Source organism: Kaistella sp. CFF1-2 (assembly GCF_059509915.1).
In genome coordinates, this window is sequence record NZ_JCAKLF010000001.1 from 316170 (window position 1) to 335348 (window position 19179).

Annotated in this window: 12 protein-coding genes; 6 read left to right on the plus strand and 6 right to left on the minus strand. The window is 35.7% G+C overall.

All coding sequences use genetic code 11. The features are described from left to right. From AC5XHR_RS01485 to AC5XHR_RS01505, 5 genes are all read right to left on the minus strand, one after another. Entirely contained in the window at window positions 1-606 is a 606-nt protein-coding gene (locus AC5XHR_RS01485; RefSeq protein ID WP_495949003.1) for a bifunctional nuclease family protein, read from the minus strand. Between the two features lie 113 nt (window positions 607-719). Beyond that, a complete protein-coding gene (gene secD / locus AC5XHR_RS01490; RefSeq protein ID WP_495949004.1) occupies window positions 720-3602 on the minus strand; it encodes a protein translocase subunit SecD in 2883 nt (960 codons plus the stop codon). A 231-nt stretch (window positions 3603-3833) separates the two neighbouring features. Then, the gene (gene hemN / locus AC5XHR_RS01495) at window positions 3834-5192 is read right to left on the minus strand and encodes an oxygen-independent coproporphyrinogen III oxidase (RefSeq protein WP_495949005.1); all 1359 of its coding nucleotides are present in this window, start codon (window positions 5190-5192) and stop codon (window positions 3834-3836) included. Between the two features lie 60 nt (window positions 5193-5252). Further along, window positions 5253-6272 (minus strand): WD40/YVTN/BNR-like repeat-containing protein, encoded by a 1020-nt coding sequence (locus AC5XHR_RS01500; RefSeq protein WP_495949006.1) that lies wholly within the window; start codon window positions 6270-6272, stop codon window positions 5253-5255. A 59-nt stretch (window positions 6273-6331) separates the two neighbouring features. Continuing rightward, complete coding sequence (locus AC5XHR_RS01505) at window positions 6332-7882, minus strand: APC family permease (protein WP_495949007.1); 1551 nt, start codon at window positions 7880-7882, stop codon at window positions 6332-6334. 328 nt (window positions 7883-8210) lie between these two features. Here AC5XHR_RS01505 and pnuC point away from each other — a divergent pair, with 328 nt between their 5' ends. The 6 genes from pnuC (at window position 8211) to AC5XHR_RS01535 (ending at window position 18083) form a co-directional block, all read left to right on the plus strand. Continuing rightward, window positions 8211-8873 (plus strand): nicotinamide riboside transporter PnuC, encoded by a 663-nt coding sequence (gene pnuC / locus AC5XHR_RS01510; RefSeq protein WP_495949008.1) that lies wholly within the window; start codon window positions 8211-8213, stop codon window positions 8871-8873. 11 nt (window positions 8874-8884) lie between these two features. Next, window positions 8885-9610, plus strand: coding sequence for a hypothetical protein (locus tag AC5XHR_RS01515; protein ID WP_495949009.1), 726 nt, complete (start codon window positions 8885-8887; stop codon window positions 9608-9610). Between the two features lie 70 nt (window positions 9611-9680). Further along, window positions 9681-10445, plus strand: coding sequence for a diaminopimelate epimerase (gene dapF / locus AC5XHR_RS01520; protein WP_495949010.1), 765 nt, complete (start codon window positions 9681-9683; stop codon window positions 10443-10445). A gap of 8 nt (window positions 10446-10453) precedes the next feature. Continuing rightward, a complete protein-coding gene (gene mltG / locus AC5XHR_RS01525) occupies window positions 10454-11482 on the plus strand; it encodes an endolytic transglycosylase MltG (RefSeq protein WP_495949011.1) in 1029 nt (342 codons plus the stop codon). A gap of 90 nt (window positions 11483-11572) precedes the next feature. After that, entirely contained in the window at window positions 11573-14152 is a 2580-nt protein-coding gene (locus tag AC5XHR_RS01530; protein ID WP_495949012.1) for a TonB-dependent receptor domain-containing protein, read from the plus strand. An 85-nt stretch (window positions 14153-14237) separates the two neighbouring features. Then, entirely contained in the window at window positions 14238-18083 is a 3846-nt protein-coding gene (locus AC5XHR_RS01535; RefSeq protein ID WP_495949013.1) for a TIM-barrel domain-containing protein, read from the plus strand. A 53-nt stretch (window positions 18084-18136) separates the two neighbouring features. Here AC5XHR_RS01535 and galE read toward each other — a convergent pair whose 3' ends face one another. Further along, window positions 18137-19156 carry a UDP-glucose 4-epimerase GalE gene (gene galE, locus AC5XHR_RS01540; protein WP_495949014.1) on the minus strand — a complete coding sequence of 340 codons (1020 nt, stop codon included), beginning with the start codon at window positions 19154-19156 and terminating at the stop codon, window positions 18137-18139. Between the last annotated feature and the right edge of the window lie 23 nt (window positions 19157-19179).

The following is a 19179-nucleotide window of genomic DNA, read 5'->3' on the forward strand; positions in this document are numbered from 1 at the left end:
TTAGTCAATTTTCTTTTTTCTGCGTTTGATTTCTTCTTGAATTTCAAGCGCTGTGTCATAATCTTCGTCACGAACAGCACAATCTAAAAGATTTTGCAAATCTTCCATCGTAAGATCGCTAAAACCTCCAGCAGCAATAGGTTCGTCTGAAATTTCTTCGGCATCTTCAGGCTTTGAAGCATCTTCAATATCCAATAAAATTCCAGCCTCGTTAAGAACTTGTGAAGTGGTATAGATAGGCGCATCGAAACGAACTGCCATGGCTACAGCATCCGAAGTTCGAGCATCCAAAACCAATTCTTCTTTGGATTCGTTATTTACAAAATTAATGTTCGAAAAAAAGACACCATCTACAATCTGATAAATCACCACTGAAGAAAGTGTATAATTGGCTAATTCTACAAATTTTGAAAATAAATCATGCGTTAATGGTCGTGGTGGATTAATATCCTTTTCTAACCCCAATGATATGGACTGCGCTTCAAAATTACCGATAACAACAGGCAATTTTACCGATGTTTCTTCATCTTCTAATAACAAAGCGTATGCCCCAGATTGGGTTTGGCTATAGGAAATACCACGAATTATCAATCTCTTAAAATCCATGAAGCAAATATAGGATAATTAGCGTATCACACCGAGACTTTTATTAAAAAATGAAACCAAAAAAAAGTCCTTTAGCAAAAACTAAAGGACTCTTTTATGTTGTATAACTAAATTTATTTAGCCGTTGTGGTTTTACCCGTAACTTTTTCCTCTTTACCTTTCCCTTTCAACGTGTCATACGCAATTGCAGATGCTACGAAGATTGATGAATATGCACCGAAACCAATACCGATTAACAACGCGAAGATAAATCCTCTCAAGTTGTCACCACCAAAGATGAAGATTGCTAACAATACTAATAATGTCGTAAATGTTGTGTTGAATGTTCTACCCAATGTACTTGAAATAGAGTCATCAAACAATCCTGCTAAAGTGATAGATTTTTTCTCACGTAAATACTCTCGAATTCTGTCGAAGATAATTACGGTATCATTCAAGGAATATCCAATTACGGTAAGAATTGCCGCAATGAAATCCTGATTGATTTCTAAGTTGAAAGGCATCACTTTGTATAATAATGAGTACGCACCGATTACGATTATAGCATCGTGGAATAACGATACAACCGCTCCTAATGAGAACTGCCATTTGTTGAATCTAAACAAGATATAGATGAAGATTCCCGCTAATGCAGCAGCAACTGCTAATGTACCACGGTATTTAATATCTTCTGCTACAGAAGGTCCAACTTTCGCCGAAGAAACAATTCCATAGTGATCTTTATCTGCCGATTTGAAATCTTGAATCGTTGTTTTAGCTGGTAAGAATGGTTTTAAACCTTGGAATAGTTTATTTTCAATTTCTTGGTCAGCTGCTAATGATTCATCATCAATTTTGTAGTCTGTTGTAATTTTCAATTGGTTATCTGTACCAAATGTTTTTACATCAACTGTATTATTTTTTCCGTCTTTCGTTACAAACAATTTAGATAAAGCATCTTTCGCTTGATCCGAATCGATTGTTTTTTCCAACTTCACAACGTAGTTTCTACCTCCTTCAAAGTCAACGCCGAATTTAAATCCGTTTGTGAACATTGAAGCAACACAAATACCAGTAAGAACTAAAGAGAAGATGTATGCATATTTTCTTTTTCCAATAAAGTCGATCCAAATATTACGGAACATATTCTTCGTTGGAGCCGTCCAAACCGAAAGTTGTTTTCCTTTTTCAAGTCTGTTGAAGATCATTACCCTAGCCAAACCAACGTTGGTAAAGAACGTCATCACAATACCGATAATTAACGTTACAGCAAAACCTTTAATTGGTCCCGTACCGAAAACTAACAATACAACTGCCGTTAGAATTGTCGTTAAGTGACCATCTAAGATCGCCGAGAATGCATGTTTGAAACCATCTTTATAGGCTTGCATAATGTTTTTCCCTGCAAATAATTCTTCCTTCGTCCTTTCGTAAATAATTACGTTGGTATCCACTGCCATCGCCATGGATAAAACAATACCTGCGATACCTGGAAGCGTTAACGTAAAGTCTCCCGAATCCATAATACCGAAGATGTAGAACAAGTTGATGATCATCGCGATTACCGCATAAACACCCGCTCCACCGTAATAGAAAATAATGTAGATAATCATTACTGCAAAAGCAACGATAAATGACATTAAACCTGCATTAATAGACTCTTGTCCTAAGGATGGTCCTACAACATCTGCTTGTACTACTTTGGCACCAGCCGGCAATTTTCCTGCTCCTAAAACGTTTACTAAGTCTTGTGCCTCGTTCAATGAGAAGTTTCCAGAGATCTGGGTTCTACCATTAGGAATTACACTTACAACGTTTGGTGCCGTATATACGTGACCATCTAACGTAACCGCAACTGGTTTGTTTACGTTTCTTTCGGTCATTGTTTTCCATTCTTTTGCTCCTTTAGAATCCATCTGCATATCTACAACTACTCTACCCATTTGGTCGTAGTTGATGTTTGATGTTTCTACTGCTCCATCTACTGGTGCTTTCTTTTGAGGATTCCCACGAATTGCATATAATACCAAATGCTCTGGACTGCTAGATTCTGGCTTGTACCCCCACATAAACTCCGTATAACGCATGTTTATTGGTCTTGCTTTGATAGCAACAGCACTGTTCAAAACCTTATTAACCATCGCTGTATCTGCCAAGTTTACATTTGCAATACCGTTAGACTGCAATTCTTTTGAAGTTAAAGCTTTGATTAAGTTGGTGTTTTTATCAACACCCATAGAATCTCCTTTTGCAGCGATTACTGATTGTAATTGCTCTAAATATGGAGCCACTTCGTTTACTTGCTGTACCTCCCAAAATTGAAGTTTTGCAGAAGATTGAAGCATTTTTTTAACTCTATCGATATCTTTGATACCTGGCATTTCTACAGAAATTCTTGCGGTACCTGGTACTCTTTGTACGTTCGGTTGTACAGCACCAATCTTGTCAATACGCGTTTTGATAACCTCAAACGCCGTTCCTACTGACTGGTCAATTTTTGTACGAACGATTTTTTTAACTTGATCGTCTGTTGTGTTGTATTTTACCTCAGTAAGCGTCGTGTTTCCGAATACTTCTGGGTCTGCAAGTTTCAAACCAGCATTTTTTTCCTTATTTACGGCATCAAACTGATCAAAGAAAATATCGATGTACGCTTTGTTCGCAGTCGTTTTTTGGAGTTTGTCTGATCTATCCAACGCTTCAACCACTACTGGGTTTGCTGTATAGTTGGTTAAATCATTCACCAAATCTCTTTGGTTGATCTCTAATAAAACGTTGATCCCTCCTTTTAAGTCAAGACCTAGTTTCATTTCTTTCTCCTTCGCTCGGGAATAGTACAACTTGGTGAAACCAAGATTTAGTGTGTCTTCTTTGAGTTTTTTAATTTCCTTTTCATTGCCGTTTGCAGCTTCTATCTTTCTTTCAATGCGGCTTGCATACCAAGTTGGCAACAATTCATTGAAACAGATAAGGCCCAAAACGATCGCAATCGTAATAATAAATCCTTTTCCTTGCATATGAATACAACATTAATTTTATAGTCGGCAAATATAATGAAATTCTTCATAGTTTAAGATTTTTTTAAGACAATCTCAGACTTGATTTCGTGCATTTTCAAATGTTTAGCTTAAAATTTAATTTCCATCTCAATCAAATTAAAAAATGTGAATCGAAAATTGAAATTGATAAAACAAAAAAGCAGAACCAAAGTTCTGCTCTATTCTCTATTTTTTTTAAAGTAAATTTCGTTAAATCGTCATCGAAAAAATTCTAGTTTCAGGCTTACTGCGTAACATTCTCAAATCAAACGTCATCGCTACATTTCGTGTAAATGCACGACCTTTTTCAGTGATTTTAATTCCGTTTTCTTCAATAATAACCAAACCATCTTCCTGCATTTCTTCAAGTTGAATCAACGAGTTATCCAATTCGGAAACAAAATTTTGGGCATCCCAAGACGTTTCCAAACGGCACATTAAATTCAAAATATGTTTTCTAATTAGCAAATCTTCTTCTGACAGAATATGGCCTTTCACAACTGGAATTTCACCCTCTTCAACCAATTTTTGATATTCTTCAACCGATTTTTCATTTTGTGCAAAAACATACCACGAATCGGAAATGGAACTCATCCCCAAACCAACCATTAACTGGGTTTTACTTGATGAATATCCCATAAAATTACGGTGAATTTTACCATTAATCATCGACTGGTACAAATCATCATGCTCCAAAGCAAAATGGTCCATTCCCACTTCTTTATAACCTAAATCTTCTAAAAGTTGCTTTCCGTTTTCGTATAATTTTCTTTTCTCTTCGCCACTCGGAAGGTCTTTTTCATCAAAACCACGTTGTCCAACTCCTTTAATCCAAGGAACATGAGCGTATGAATAAAATGCCAAACGATCGGGTTTCAATTCCATAGTTTTACGAATCGTGTTTTCCATACTTTCCCAATTGGAAAATGGCAAGCCAAAAACCAAATCATGCGAAATACTCACATAACCAATTTCACGTGCCCATTCGGTAACGTTTTTCACATTTTCAAAAGGCTGAACTCGATTAATCGCTTTTTGGACTGTTGGATTGTAATCTTGAACTCCAAAACTGCATCGTCTAAAACCTAAATCATACAAAACCTGCAAATGCTCACGGGTTGTATTATTTGGATGTCCTTCAAAACTAAATTCGGGTTCTTCCGCAATATCTGAAATTGAAAAAATCCCTTCCAATAAGGTTTTCAAATTGTCAGGCGAAAAGAACGTCGGCGTTCCGCCACCTAAATGCAATTCTTTAATTTTAGGTTTTCTTCCAAACAAATCAACATATAATTTCCATTCTTTGAGAACGGTTTCTATGTATGGGGTTTCTACAGAATGTTGTTTTGTAATACGCTTGTGACATGCACAAAATGTACATAAAGCTTCGCAAAAAGGAAGGTGAATATAAATTGAAATTCCTTCAGAATCATTGGATTCATTAAATGATCGAACGACTGAAGATTCCCATGCTTTTTTATCAAAATTTTCCAAATCCCAATACGGAACCGTTGGATACGACGTGTACCTCGGACCTGGAATATTGTATTTGTCTATTAAAGAATTCATGTTGCAAAATTACGGAATAAAGAATGGATTATCCCCTATGAATCGAACTGATATTTATTATCAATTAAAAGTCATTTTGGAGATTTTGTTATTCCCTGCAAGAATCACCGTGTTATAATCTTGCCATTCGCAAGCGTAAAAACCAGTTTCATTGGAGATTTTCGTCCACGTTTTACCAGCATCTTTAGAATACGAAATATGCTGATCTCCAATTGCTAAAATCTCTTTCCCTTTTGTTCTTGGACGAAATTTAACACAAGTAGAATATCCTGCATTCTTTCCAGATGCCTGAATTTGCCAAGTTTTCCCACCATCCTTAGTCGTTGCAATATTGTTTTCGTTTCCTGATTGATTTTTATAATCGCCTCCAACAGCAATTCCGAATTTAGAATCATAAAAATCGATGGAATAAATTCCAGTACTCGCCGTTCCTTGAATAAAAGGCGTTTCGTAAGCCGTCCATTGGTATGGGTTTTTCCAATTAAATTTAAAAATTCGAGATTTCATACCGCCTGTTGCAATCCACACATTGTCTTTTACCATTGCAATATTTGAATTACTCGCCGCAAAATGAGCTTCTCCTTGCGCATAATTTGGCAACTTCGCTTTGCTTTTATCAAAAAATTTCTTCGACGTTATTCTAAACAAAGGTCGGCCGTCATTATAGGGATCACTTATAGCCAAACTATTTTTTCGTTTGGTTTTGGAAACTTTATGAGAATCAAAAAAAACTTCACTTTGAGCATATCGATCCAAAGATGAAACTTTTAGATTAGAAGAAACATTTTTGAAAACCGCTGGAGAACCAATATTTACCGTCGTAAAAGCATTTTCAGGATACAATGCAATGGTTCTAAAGTCCTGATTTAAAGAATCTAAACGAACTTGTTTTTGATTTTTAGGATTGGAAATATCCACATATCCAAACTTGGATTGAGAACCCGCGTACCATACTTTTCCTCTCCAAATCTCAATTGCTCGAATACTAATTTGGTCTTCCAATAATGTTTCAAATTTTACATTTTGAGAAAACCCAAGCGCAGAAATTGTTAAACCAAAAATCAAGAATGTTTTTTTCATGGTGCAAAAATAAAAATTCCGCATGGTATGCGGAATTTCTTTTGATATTATTTTTTTACTTAATCTTTGGAATCAGGATCTTTATTGTCGATATCAATTTCAATATCTTCTAAAGGCTGTTGTTCTGCTTTAAACGTCTCCCCAAAACCTCCATTTTGAAGCTTCGAATGTTTTTTCGAATACAAGAAATAAACGATAATTCCAAGAACAACCCAAATAAATGATAATTGTAATGCTAATTTATCCAAAGTAATAATCAAATAAATATTAATTAAAACTCCGCAAGCAACAATTACATTCACAAAAGGAACTTTGAAAGGTCTAATCAAATTCGGTTCTTTTCTTCTTAAAACCCAAACAGCGATACACACCATCGTAAAAGCGAACAACGTTCCGAAACTTGTCATGTGAGCAAGTGTTGAAATTGGCGTCATAGAAGCGACAACTGATACAACACAACCTAAAAGAACGATTCCTTTTACTGGAGTTTGTGTTTTAGGATGTACTTCTCCAAAGAATTTCGGAATCAAACCATCTTTCGCCATTCCCATGAAAATTCTTGATTGTCCCATGATCATAACCATGATTACTGAAATTAATCCAACAGTCGCTGCAATGGTAATAATATTACTTGCCCAGTGCTTTCCTGCAACTTCAAATGCATAGGCAACAGGCGCTTTAATCGCTTCTGGATAAGGACCTTGCGGATCGAATAATTTGTAATCCATCATACCAGTTAATACTAAAGAAACAGCAATATAAAGTACCGTACAAATTAATAATGAAGCGATAATTGCAAATGGAACATCCTTTTTCGGATTAATTGCTTCTCCAGCTTGTGTTGAAACGGCATCAAAACCAATATAGGCGAAGAAAATTGCGGCGGCTCCAGAGATAATCCCATGCAAACCATAAGCAGAAGCTTCTTCCCCATTTGGCATTACCAATGTTTTTTCTTCAGGAATAAAAGGAATCCAATTATCAGGAATTACATAAAAAGCACCAACAACCACCACGAAGACAACAGCTGAAGTTTTTAATAATACAATTAAGTTATTTGTTTTAGCCGCTTCTTTAGTTCCTTTTGCAACCAAAGCTGTAATTAGTAGTACAATTACAAAAGCCGGCAGATTCATAGAAAACCCTTCACCGGTATAACTTATAGGGTCATTTGTAAGATAATCTGGAAGATGAACTCCAAACATCTTGAGAAATTTATTAAAATATCCGGACCAGGAAACGGCGACCGCCATACTTGCCATCGCATATTCGAGGATTAAACACCAACCCAATCCCCAAGCAAAAATCTCACCTACAGTTCCGTATGCATAAGCATAAGCTGAACCTTCCACAGGAATAATTGATGAAAATTCCGCGTAACATAAAGCGGCAAAAATACAAGCGATACCCGCAACAACGAATGATAAAGCAAGTGCAGGTCCTGCATGGTAATAAGCTCCCGTACCCGTTAGAACGAAAATCCCTCCTCCGATAATGGCACCAACACCGATTGCTGTTAAACTCCATTTACCCAAAACGCGTTTCAGTTCGCTTTTCTTCATTTCAGCTTCATAAGCGCTGATGGGTTTTTTAATCCAAATATTAGACATAAAGTGATTTGATAAAATTAATTTCACGAAAATATAAATTAATTCGGAATGTTAACGTTTATTAAGATTTTTTTTTCAAAAAATGTATGTATTCGTCATTAGTTGATTCAATATGTTATCAAGTTAATATTTAGATTTTACGAATTCAAATTGAATATAAAACAGAAATCAAATCATTTTTTTACTAAATCTAAAACGTGTTTATCACTAATAAATCAACTAAATTATAATACAACTATACTACAAATAATCTAAAATTTAAATTATGAAAAGGCATTGGGATTTCGAAAAATTTTGAATTAATTTAGTCCACTGAAAAACAAAGCCCTTGGATTTATACGAATTATTCTTAAAACCGTACGAAACCTATACAACGACTCAAATCGCAATTGAAGCAATTGCCGTCGTTTTTGGAATTTTAAGTGTTTACTTTTCCATCAAGAAAAATATTTGGGTGTACCCTACTGGGATCATTTCTACCTCACTTTATGTGTATATCCTTTTTGTTTTTGGTCTTTTAGGAGATTGTCTTATCAATGTCTATTACACAATTATGAGTGTTTATGGCTGGATTTTGTGGTCCAAGCATACGAATGATCAAATTCATATTTCTGTTTCTTGGGCTACGAAAAAAGATTGGATCGTGTCGGGAGTTCTTTTCGTGCTAAGTTTACTTTTGGTCACATTCGTTTATTACTACAAGCCTTTTATTGATAATAATTTTTCTCATGTAAATGTTGAGCTCGGTTTGTATCATCTCGATTGGGCAAATTGGATCGATATTTTTGTTACCGCATTACTTTTAGTTGGAATGTGGTTAATGGCCAAAAGGCGCATTGAGAACTGGATTTTCTGGATTATTGCCGATATAATATCGATACCCATGTATATTTATAAAGGACTTGGATTAACTTCGGTTCAATATTTGGTATTTACCATAATGGCTATCATTGGATACCAAGAATGGAAAAAAAGTTTAAAAGAGAATTAATTAAAAAAGTCATGAAAAATTTATTGAAAATATCTATTGGTTTAGTATTGATGGGATCATTAACATCTTGTGTTATTTACCCAGACAATTATTCAGGGAACGAGCAATATTATGATCCGTACTACCAAGGAGGATACTACTACGCACCACAATCCTATTACGGAAACGGTGGTTATTATGGAAATGATGGATATTATTATCGTGATAATTTCAACTATTATTATGATAACGGAGCTCCTTATTATTATGGGGTAAATCGTCAAAAGATTTACGTTCAGAGAAACGATTATTATTATAACAACAATAATAATGGATACAATAATGGATATAGAGATACAACGACCAACCGAAATACGAATACGAACAACGGACCTGGGTTTAATGCGAGCAGCAACAGACCGAATAACGTAAATTCGAATTCAAATAACAATTCGTCAGGACGTTATCCTTCTACAAACCAAAATAATACGAGTACGAATAGAAATGGTGGCGGAGGTTTCAGAACCAACACGCAACAACAGCAGCAACAAAACACACAATCTAATAGAAGTTCTTCAAACTCAGGATTTAGACAAAACGCATCAAGCCGTTCTAATTCTCAGCCCACAAGAACTGAAAATACGACAGTACAAAGAAATGTTGCCCCACAGAACTCAAACTCCAATTCGAATTCCAACTCAAATACGAATACTAGAGGGAATAATTCGAGCAGAACGAGAACAGGCGATAATAGATAATTTATTGATCTAAGGTATTAAAGTGAACAAATTCTTTTTGTAATTTTGTTCACTTTTCTTTTTAATATATATGGAATTTTACAAATATCAAGGAACAGGAAACGATTTTATCCTGATTGATAATCGAGATCAGCAATTTCCTAAAGAGCAACCAACGATTGAACGCTTATGCGATCGCCGATTCGGGATTGGTGGCGACGGATTGATTCTTTTAGAACACGATAACGCTTCTGATTTCCGCATGGTGTATTACAATTCGGACGGAAACGAAAGTACGATGTGTGGCAATGGAGGTCGATGTATAGTCGCTTTCGCTCATTTTCTGAATGTTTTCGATAAAAAAACATTGTTCAATGCAATCGATGGACTACACGAAGCAGAAATTGATGGAAATATTGTTAAACTTAAAATGATTAACGTTTCCGAAATCAATAAAGATGAAAATAATTTCGTTTTAAATACGGGTTCACCTCACTTTGTACAATACGTTTCCGATTTAAAAAATCTAGATGTTTATAAAGAAGGCTACGCCGTGCGAAATTCTGACACGTATAAAAAGGAAGGTATCAACGTCAATTTTGTTGAAAAAACAGGAAACAGTGATTTGTTTGTTCGGACCTACGAACGTGGTGTTGAAGATGAAACTTTCAGTTGTGGAACGGGCGCAACAGCCGCTGCCCTATCATTAATGAGTCAAGAAAACACCAATGAAGTTGCTATTCAAGTTTTAGGTGGAAAACTGAAAGTTTATGCCGAAAAAGAAGGTGATGCTTTCAAAAATATTTGGCTTGAAGGTCCTGCAGATCAAGTTTTTAAAGGAAAAATTTCCCTATAACGTATTCTATGAAAAAAGTCGTATTAATCATATTGTTAGTTGTAATCGCCATTGCGGGATATTTCGGCATTCGCTATTACACAAAAAACATGTCTAATAACGTTGCAAAAGATGGTTATTTATTAATTCCGTCTAATGCGAAATTTGAACAAATTTTAGATTCAATTAAACCGTATTTGAAAGATCCAGAAAGTTTCAAAGCCGTAGCTTTGGACAAAAATATGAATCAATATTTCAAAGGCGGGCGTTACGCAATTAAAGACGGAGCCGATAACCGAGAGTTAGTCAACATGATTAAAGCGGGAAATCAAACTCCAGATCAATTCCGAATTGGAGATTTTTATGATGTCTATCAAATGGTAGGTCGAGTAAGTCGAAAAACGGAAGCCGATTCGGCGACTTTTGCAAAAAGCTTAGATCAAATTGCGATAAAAGAAGGCTATCAAAATGCTGAAGATTTAAAGAAATATTTCTTTATCGATACCTATCAATTCTTTTGGACCGTAACTCCAGAAGAGTTTTTCAAGAAATTCCAAGATCAGTATAATGAATTTTGGAATGCGGAACGCGTAGCGAAAGAAAAACAAAGTGGATTAACCCGAAATCAGATTTATGCTTTGGCCTCCATCGTTTATAAAGAATCAGGTGGAAAAACGGATGAGCAAAAGACGATTGCAGGTTTGTATCTCAACAGATACCATAAAGGAATGAAGTTGCAAAGTGATCCAACGGTAATTTACGCTGTAAACAAAGCCAATAATTTTCAGTCAAAAATTAGACGTGTTTTGTATAAGGATTTGCGAACACCTTCGCCATACAACACCTACTCCAATGCAGGAATTCCTCCAGGACCAATTTGCGTTGTTGATAAAAACTCTGTGGATGCAGTTCTTAATGCAGAATCGAATAAGTATATCTTCATGTGTGCTGATCCTAAAAGACCAGGATTACATAAATTTACCGATAATGATGCGGAACATGCACGAAATGCAAAAGAGTATCAAGATTGGTTGAATTCGAAAAATATCAAGAATTAAAAATCATTATTTAGAATTATTCTAAAAAAGAGACGGAGTTTAACTTTTCGTCTTTTTTTTCGTCTAATACCATTGTAAACTATAGAATTTATGAGTACTCAAATTGAATTTTCTTCAATTATCAAAAAACGAACTTTAGGATTAGTATTTGTGTTAGGAGCAGCCAGCATGGCCTTCGCACAAGAAAAAGTAAATGTAGGTGGAAAAATTGTAGACAATGCAAACCAAGCGATTCCTTATGCTTCGGTTACTTTCTCCAACAAAACCAATAAATTATTAAGCGACGCTGTACTTACCGATGAAAGCGGAAGTTACCAAGTTGCCCTAGTTCCAGGCCAATACGAAGTTAGTATTGAAGCCATTGACTATAAAAAACTAGTCACAGATCGATCGATCACAGCAGGAAAAAATGATGGTAATTTCACCATTACTAAAGAAGCTGGACAAACATTAACGCCCACTCAAAATATTGAAGGGGTAACAATTGTAGCGGCATCAACAAAACCTTACAAAGTTGAATTAGACAAGAAAACCTATAACGTAAGTGCCGACTTATTAAGCAAGGGAGGAAACTTACAAGATGTTTTGCAAAACGTACCTTCGGTGTCTGTTGATACAGATGGAACGGTAACGATGAGAGGAAATTCGAATGTTCGATTCTTAATTAATGGAAAACCATCTTCCCTACTTGGAATTGATGACGGAGCCAATGCGCTTCAATCAATCCCGTCTGAAAGTATTGATCGTATCGAAGTGATTACCAATCCATCTTCAAAATACGAAGCTTCAGGAACTGCCGGAATCTTAAATATTATCTTGAAGAAAGAGAAAAAAGCTGGATTTAATGGTAGCGTAACAGGATCTATTGGATATCTTCCGAGAACAAACCTGAACGCCAACTTAAATTGGAGAAAAGGTGATTGGACTTGGTATGTGAACGGTGGTGGTGGTTACCAAAAAGGTGAAAGTACCAGCAAAAATTACATGACAAGAAAAGAAGATCCATCTTCTTTAACTTCGGATAAATTCCCGTTCATTAAATCATCAAATCAGGATGGAAAAAGTACTCGTGAGGGTGAAAACTATAATTTAACTGCAGGATTTGTTCGTGACATTGGCGAGAAAACATCCATTAATTTTTCAGGAATGATCCGTACATTCGATAATGATTCGGATAATCTAAACCGTTACGGAGAAAAAATCTACAGTGATGCATCTAATTTTCAAGATGTGGTTAGAGAAAGACAAAGTATAGGAAACAACAATAACCTTGCAACTCAAATCGATTTTGGGATCGATCAAAAATTGGATGATAAAGGACAAAACCTATCGGTTTCTGGAAGTTTCCAAACTAATAAAACGGATGGAGACAATCAAATTCTACAAAACTTCTTCGTAAACAATATCATTCAGAATACCGGTAATTCCGTTAATAATGTAATGACTGATTCTAAATCTACTACATTCATTGGAAAAGCAGATTACGAACTTCCTTTAGGTGAAAATTCAAGAATTGAAGCTGGTGCGAGATACGATTACAATAAAAATACGTACGATTATTTTGTAAACCAAAGTGATGATGGCGGACCTCTTTTCCAACGTTATGATTTTACAAGTAACACCGTTTATGCAGAAAATATTTTAGGACTTTACGCTCAGTTTAAGAGTAAAATCGGAGAAAAATTTGCTTATCAATTAGGTTTAAGAAGTGAAATGTCAAAAATTGATATTGATTTCAATAACTATGATACCAATGGAAATCCAGCGCACACGCCAACTGTAAATAAAAACTACACCAAGTTTTTCCCAACTGTTTTCTTAAGCTATAATATTACAGATGATAGTCAATTCTTAGTCAATTATTCTAGAAGAATTAATCGTCCTAGAGCATTTTCTATGATTCCGTTTATGTCATTTGATGACGATAGAAACTATTTCAGAGGAAATCCAGATTTGAACCCGAGTTATGAGAACTCATTTGAATTTGGATATAGCATTGCTAAAAAGAAATTTACCATCAACCCAACTTTATACTACAAAAAGTCGGAGGATGAGCAGAATAGATATCAATACCTTGATGACTCGAATGCAATTAATACCATTCCAGTTAACGTCGGATCAGAAAACAATTATGGTTTAGATTTAAACGGTACCTACGATCCATTCACTTGGTGGAAAATGATGTTTTCAGCCGATTTATATGGATATAAAAACACAGGAACGTACAATATGTTCCCGAATGATCCAACGAAAGAAATGGACTTTTCGGGTGATGGTTTTTCTTACAGATTGCGTTTAACAAACACGTTTAGACCAAACAAAAATCTGAATTTACAAATTCAAAGTTTCTACAGAGCTGGAGAAAAAACAGCAATGATGAACCGTAAAGCGATGTATGGAATTGATTTTGGAGCAACGCAAACCATTTGGAAAGGAAATGGAACCTTAGCTTTTAACGTTCGAGATATTTTCAATACTAGAAAAATGCGTGTAGATACCAATTCTCAGCAGTTTACAAGAAGTATGGAAATGCAATGGATGCCAAGACAATTCTCACTTTCTTTAACGTATAGATTCAAACAAGGAGATCGTGTTGAAACCAAAAAGCAGAAAAAAGACATTAACAACAATTACTCTGGCGACGACGAAATGGGCGGCGGTCAAATGTAAAAAATCAATAAATCCTGAAAGTAGTTTCAGGATTTTTTTATAATATTACTACTCGAAAAAAAATCACAGTCAACCGAAAATTTTCATGAAAAAATCATTGTTCCTTATTGGGCAACTCGCTCTTGTACTTTCTGCAAGCGCTTTGGCTTCCAATTATGCGAGCTCGCAAACAACGACCATTGCGCCGCAATCCAATACCAAAACAGCATCTATCACATCAGCAAAGATGCTTAACGAAACCCTAGTTGAAGTTCAATTTTCAGATTCCAAGAAAATGCTTGTGGATTTTTATGGAAAAGGAATTTTCAGAATGTTTCAAGATCCAAATTCTGAATTAGGACTTCGAAATCCTGCAGCAAAGCCAGAAGCACAGATTTTGGTTAATCAGCCAAGAAAGAATCCCGGAAAAATTCAAATAAAAGAAGATGGAAACTCGTTAGTTATCGCCTCAGAAGCCATTTCTATTCAGTTTAATAAATCGGCAGCAACGTTTATTGTTACGGATTTGAAAAGGAATAAAGTTATTCTAGAATCTGTTGAGCCTTTAAAATTTGAAAAAGGTAGAACAACCGTTACTTTCAAAGAAAATCCAAATGAATATTTCTTCGGAGGTGGCGTTCAAAACGGCCGCTTCTCACATAAAGGAAAAACGATTGCCATTGAAAATCAAAATTCGTGGACGGATGGTGGTGTTGCCTCACCTACTCCATTTTATTGGTCAACCAATGGGTATGGCTTGATGTGGTACACCTTCAAAAAAGGGAAATACGATTTCGGAACTCAGAATTCTAAGAAAGTAAAAATTAGCCATGATGATAATTATGCTGATTTCTTTATCATGGTCAATGACGGAGTTGTCCCGCTTTTGAACGATTTTTATCAATTAACAGGAAATCCTGTTTTGTTACCAAAAATGAGTTTGTACGAAGGACATCTTAATGCCTACAATCGTGATTATTGGAAAGAAGACGAAAAAGGAATCTTATTTGAAGATGGTAAAAAATATAAGGAAAGTCAAAAAGATCAAACAGGAATCAAAGAATCCTTAAATGGAGAAAAAAACAACTATCAATTTTCTGCAAGAGCTGTAATTGACCGCTATAATAAACACGATATGCCATTAGGTTGGATTCTTCCAAATGACGGTTATGGTGCAGGTTATGGACAAGAAGAAACTCTAGATGGAAATATTAAAAACCTGAAAACTTTTGGCGAATACGCCAAGAAAAATGGAGTTGAAATTGGTTTGTGGACGCAATCTGATTTGCATCCAAAAGAAGGTGTAAGCGCTTTATTGCAGCGTGATATCGTAAAAGAAGTTGGTGAAGCTGGCGTTCGTGTTCTAAAAACCGATGTTGCGTGGGTTGGGCCAGGTTACTCTTTTGGTTTGAATGGTATTACTGACGTTGCTCAAATCATGACGAAACACGGGAATAATGCAAGACCATTCATTATTTCTTTGGATGGATGGGCTGGAACGCAGCGTTATGCAGGGATTTGGAGTGGTGACCAAACGGGTGGAGTTTGGGAGTATATTCGTTTCCACATTCCGACGTATATCGGAAGTGGGTTGTCAGGTCAACCCAATATCACTTCCGATGTAGATGGTATTTTCGGTGGAAAAAATGTAGCAGTCAATGTTCGAGATTTCCAATGGAAAGCCTTTACACCAATACAATTAAATATGGATGGCTGGGGAAGTAATCCGAAATATCCGCAAGCATTGGACGAACCAGCAACTTCCATCAATAGAAATTATTTGAAGTGGAAATCCGAGTTGGTTCCGTATGCCTACTCTATTGCGAAAGAGTCTGTTGATGGTCTTCCCGTGATTCGTGCGATGTTCACAGAAGAGCAAAATCCGTACACATTGGGTAAGAAAACCCAATACCAATTTATGTATGGACCAAATATTTTGGTAGCACCAATTTATCAAGAAACAAAGGCTGATAAAGAAGGAAACGATATTCGAAATCAAATCTATTTACCGAAAGGAAAATGGATGGATTATTTTTCAGGAGAAATTTACGAGGGTAACAAAATCATCAACAATATTAATGCGCCACTTTGGAAACTTCCTGTTTTCGTGAAATTGGGAGCGATTATTCCGCTAACGAATCCCAATAATAATCCATCTCAAATTGATAAGACACGTCGAATTTATGAGATTTATCCATCTGGAAAATCAACTTTTACAGAATATGATGATGATGGAACAACGCAAGAATACTTGAATGGTAAAGGAGCAAAAACAAAAGTTGATGTTGAAGATTCTAAAAATTCAGTAAAAATTGCAATCAACAAAACGGAAGGTCATTTTAAAGGAATGGTTGTTGAAAAAGCTACAGAACTGAGAATCAAAACGTCTCAAAAACCAGAAAAAGTAAGTGCGAAAATCAATCGTAAAAAAGTAAAACTTACGGAAGTAAAATCGCTTGCTGAATTAGAAAAAGTAGATCAAGGATATTTCTTTAATTCTGAACCCGAATTCAATCGATTTGCAACCGCAAATACAGAATTCGCAAAGAAAAAATTGACTTTACCGTCCGAATTGGTTATTAAACTTCCAAAAACGGACACAAAGAAGAATACAATTGATGTCGAAATCAAAGGGTTTCAGTTAAACTCTAAAACACCACTTCAAGTAAAAACGGGAAGTTTAGCAAGTTTTAATTCTGCTGAAATTAAACCTGAAAACACAACCGCTTATACCGTTAAACCAACTTGGAAATCGGTAGATAACGCCGATTACTACGAAGTTGAATTTGAAAACATGCTGTATTCAACAATCAAAGATTCAGAATATCTAATAGACGGATTATCGCCAAGTATGGATTACGAAGTGAAAGTTCGTGCCGTGAACAAAGAAAATACTTCCGATTGGATAAGTGTAAAAGCCAAAACGAAAACCGATCCATTACAATTTGCAATAAAAGGAGCAACTGCGGAAACAACATATGGCGACCAAAGTGGATTCCCAATTTCGAAATTATTTGATGGTGACGAAGGAAGTATATGGCATACGAAATACGCGGTGAAGAAAGTTCCGTTTGATGTGGTTATTGATTTAAAATCAGTAAACCAACTTGATAAAATTCAGTATTTACCGAGAACGGATGGTAAAAACGGAATTATCTTGAAAGGAAAAATCTTTGCAAGCACCGATAAGAAAACATGGAAGGAAATTTCTGATTTCAAATGGGAAAATAATTCCGAAGTAAAAGAGCTTGTTTTTGGACAAAAAATCACCGCTCGTTACATGAAAATTGAAGTTGCTGAAAGTATTGGAAACTTCGGAACGGGGCGTGAATTATACATTTTCAAAGTTCCTGGAACCGAGTCTGTTTATCCTGGAGACATCAACAACGATAAGAAAATTGACAGTAACGACCTTACTTCCTACACGAACTATACTGGTTTGAGAGCTGGTGATGCCGATTTTGAAGGTTATGTAAGCAATGGTGATGTCAATAAAAATGGATTGATTGACGCTTATGACATCAGCCAAGTTACCACACAATTGGAAGGTGGAATTACGAATTTGGAAGAAACAGATTTGGAAGGAAGTTTAGATTTCAAATCAGATAAAACGAAATATCAAACGGGAGATTTAGTAACAATTACCGTTTCTTCGAAGGATTTCAAAGATGTGAATGCGTTGAGTTTTGCAATTCCATACAACCAAACCGAATTGGAATACGTACAAGTAAAACCATTGGGAATGAAAAATATGGAAAACTTAACCAACGATCGACTTCACTCTAATGGTAAAAAAGCTTTGTATCCGACGTTTGTGAACTTGGGTGACCAACCCCAATTGGAAGGAAATACGGAGTTAATGCAAATCATTTTCCGAGCGAAACAACCGATTACGTATCAGCTGAAACCACAAGATATTATCTTAGTCGATCAGCGATTAAATTCAAAATAAAACAAAAAGCGAGGTGGAAATTCCACCTCGCTTTCTGTTTCAATACGTCGAGATTAATTTGCTCTCGATTCCAAATACTTTTGCCATTGCCAAGTCGTTCTCAACGCTTCTTCCAAGGTTGTTTCCGACTTCCAATTTAATTCTCTTTCGGCTTTATCTGCATTCGCATACGCAATCGTGATATCACCAGCGCGACGCTCACAGATTTGATACGGAACTTGAACATCATTCGCCGATTCAAAAGCTTGTACAACTTCTAAAACTGATGAACCTTGCCCCGTTCCCAAATTATAAATATCAATAACGGTAGATTCCGTTTCAGCCATTAATTTCTGCAACGCTTTTACGTGTGCTTTCGCTAAATCAACCACATAAATATAATCACGAACCGCCGTTCCATCATTCGTTGGATAATCGTCACCCCAAATGTTTAGTTTTTCACGAATTCCTGCCGCCGTTTGCGTCACATACGGAACTAAATTATTAGGAATACCGATAGGTAATTCGCCCAACAAAGCTGTTGGATGTGCTCCAATTGGATTGAAATAACGTAATAAACAAATTTTCTTTTCATGTCCAAGTGCGAAATCTTTTAAAATCTCCTCGCCCATTTGTTTTGTTTTTCCGTAAACACTTTCCGGCATTTTCAGAGGCGTATTCTCATCAATTGGCATTTCATCCGCTTGTCCATAAACTGTACATGAAGAAGAAAAAATGAAATTTGAAATATTTCTTTGTTTGAATTCTTGAAGAATATTAATCAACGAAAATAAATTGTTTTCGTAATAATCAATTGGCTTTTCTTGACTTTCTCCAACTGCCTTAAACGCCGCGAAATTAATGCAACCTTGAATATCATGCGCATCAAAAACTTGATTCAACAATTCTTTTCTTTTCAAATCAAAAGGATAGAAAATCGGTTTCTTACCCGTAATTTCTTCAATATTTTGTAGAATAAATTTCTCCGAATTGGAAAGATCATCTACGATCACCACGTTGAAATTCGCATTCAATAATTCTACCACAGTATGCGAACCAATATAACCTAATCCGCCAGTTACTAATATCGTCATTGTCTTTTTTATATTTAAAAAGC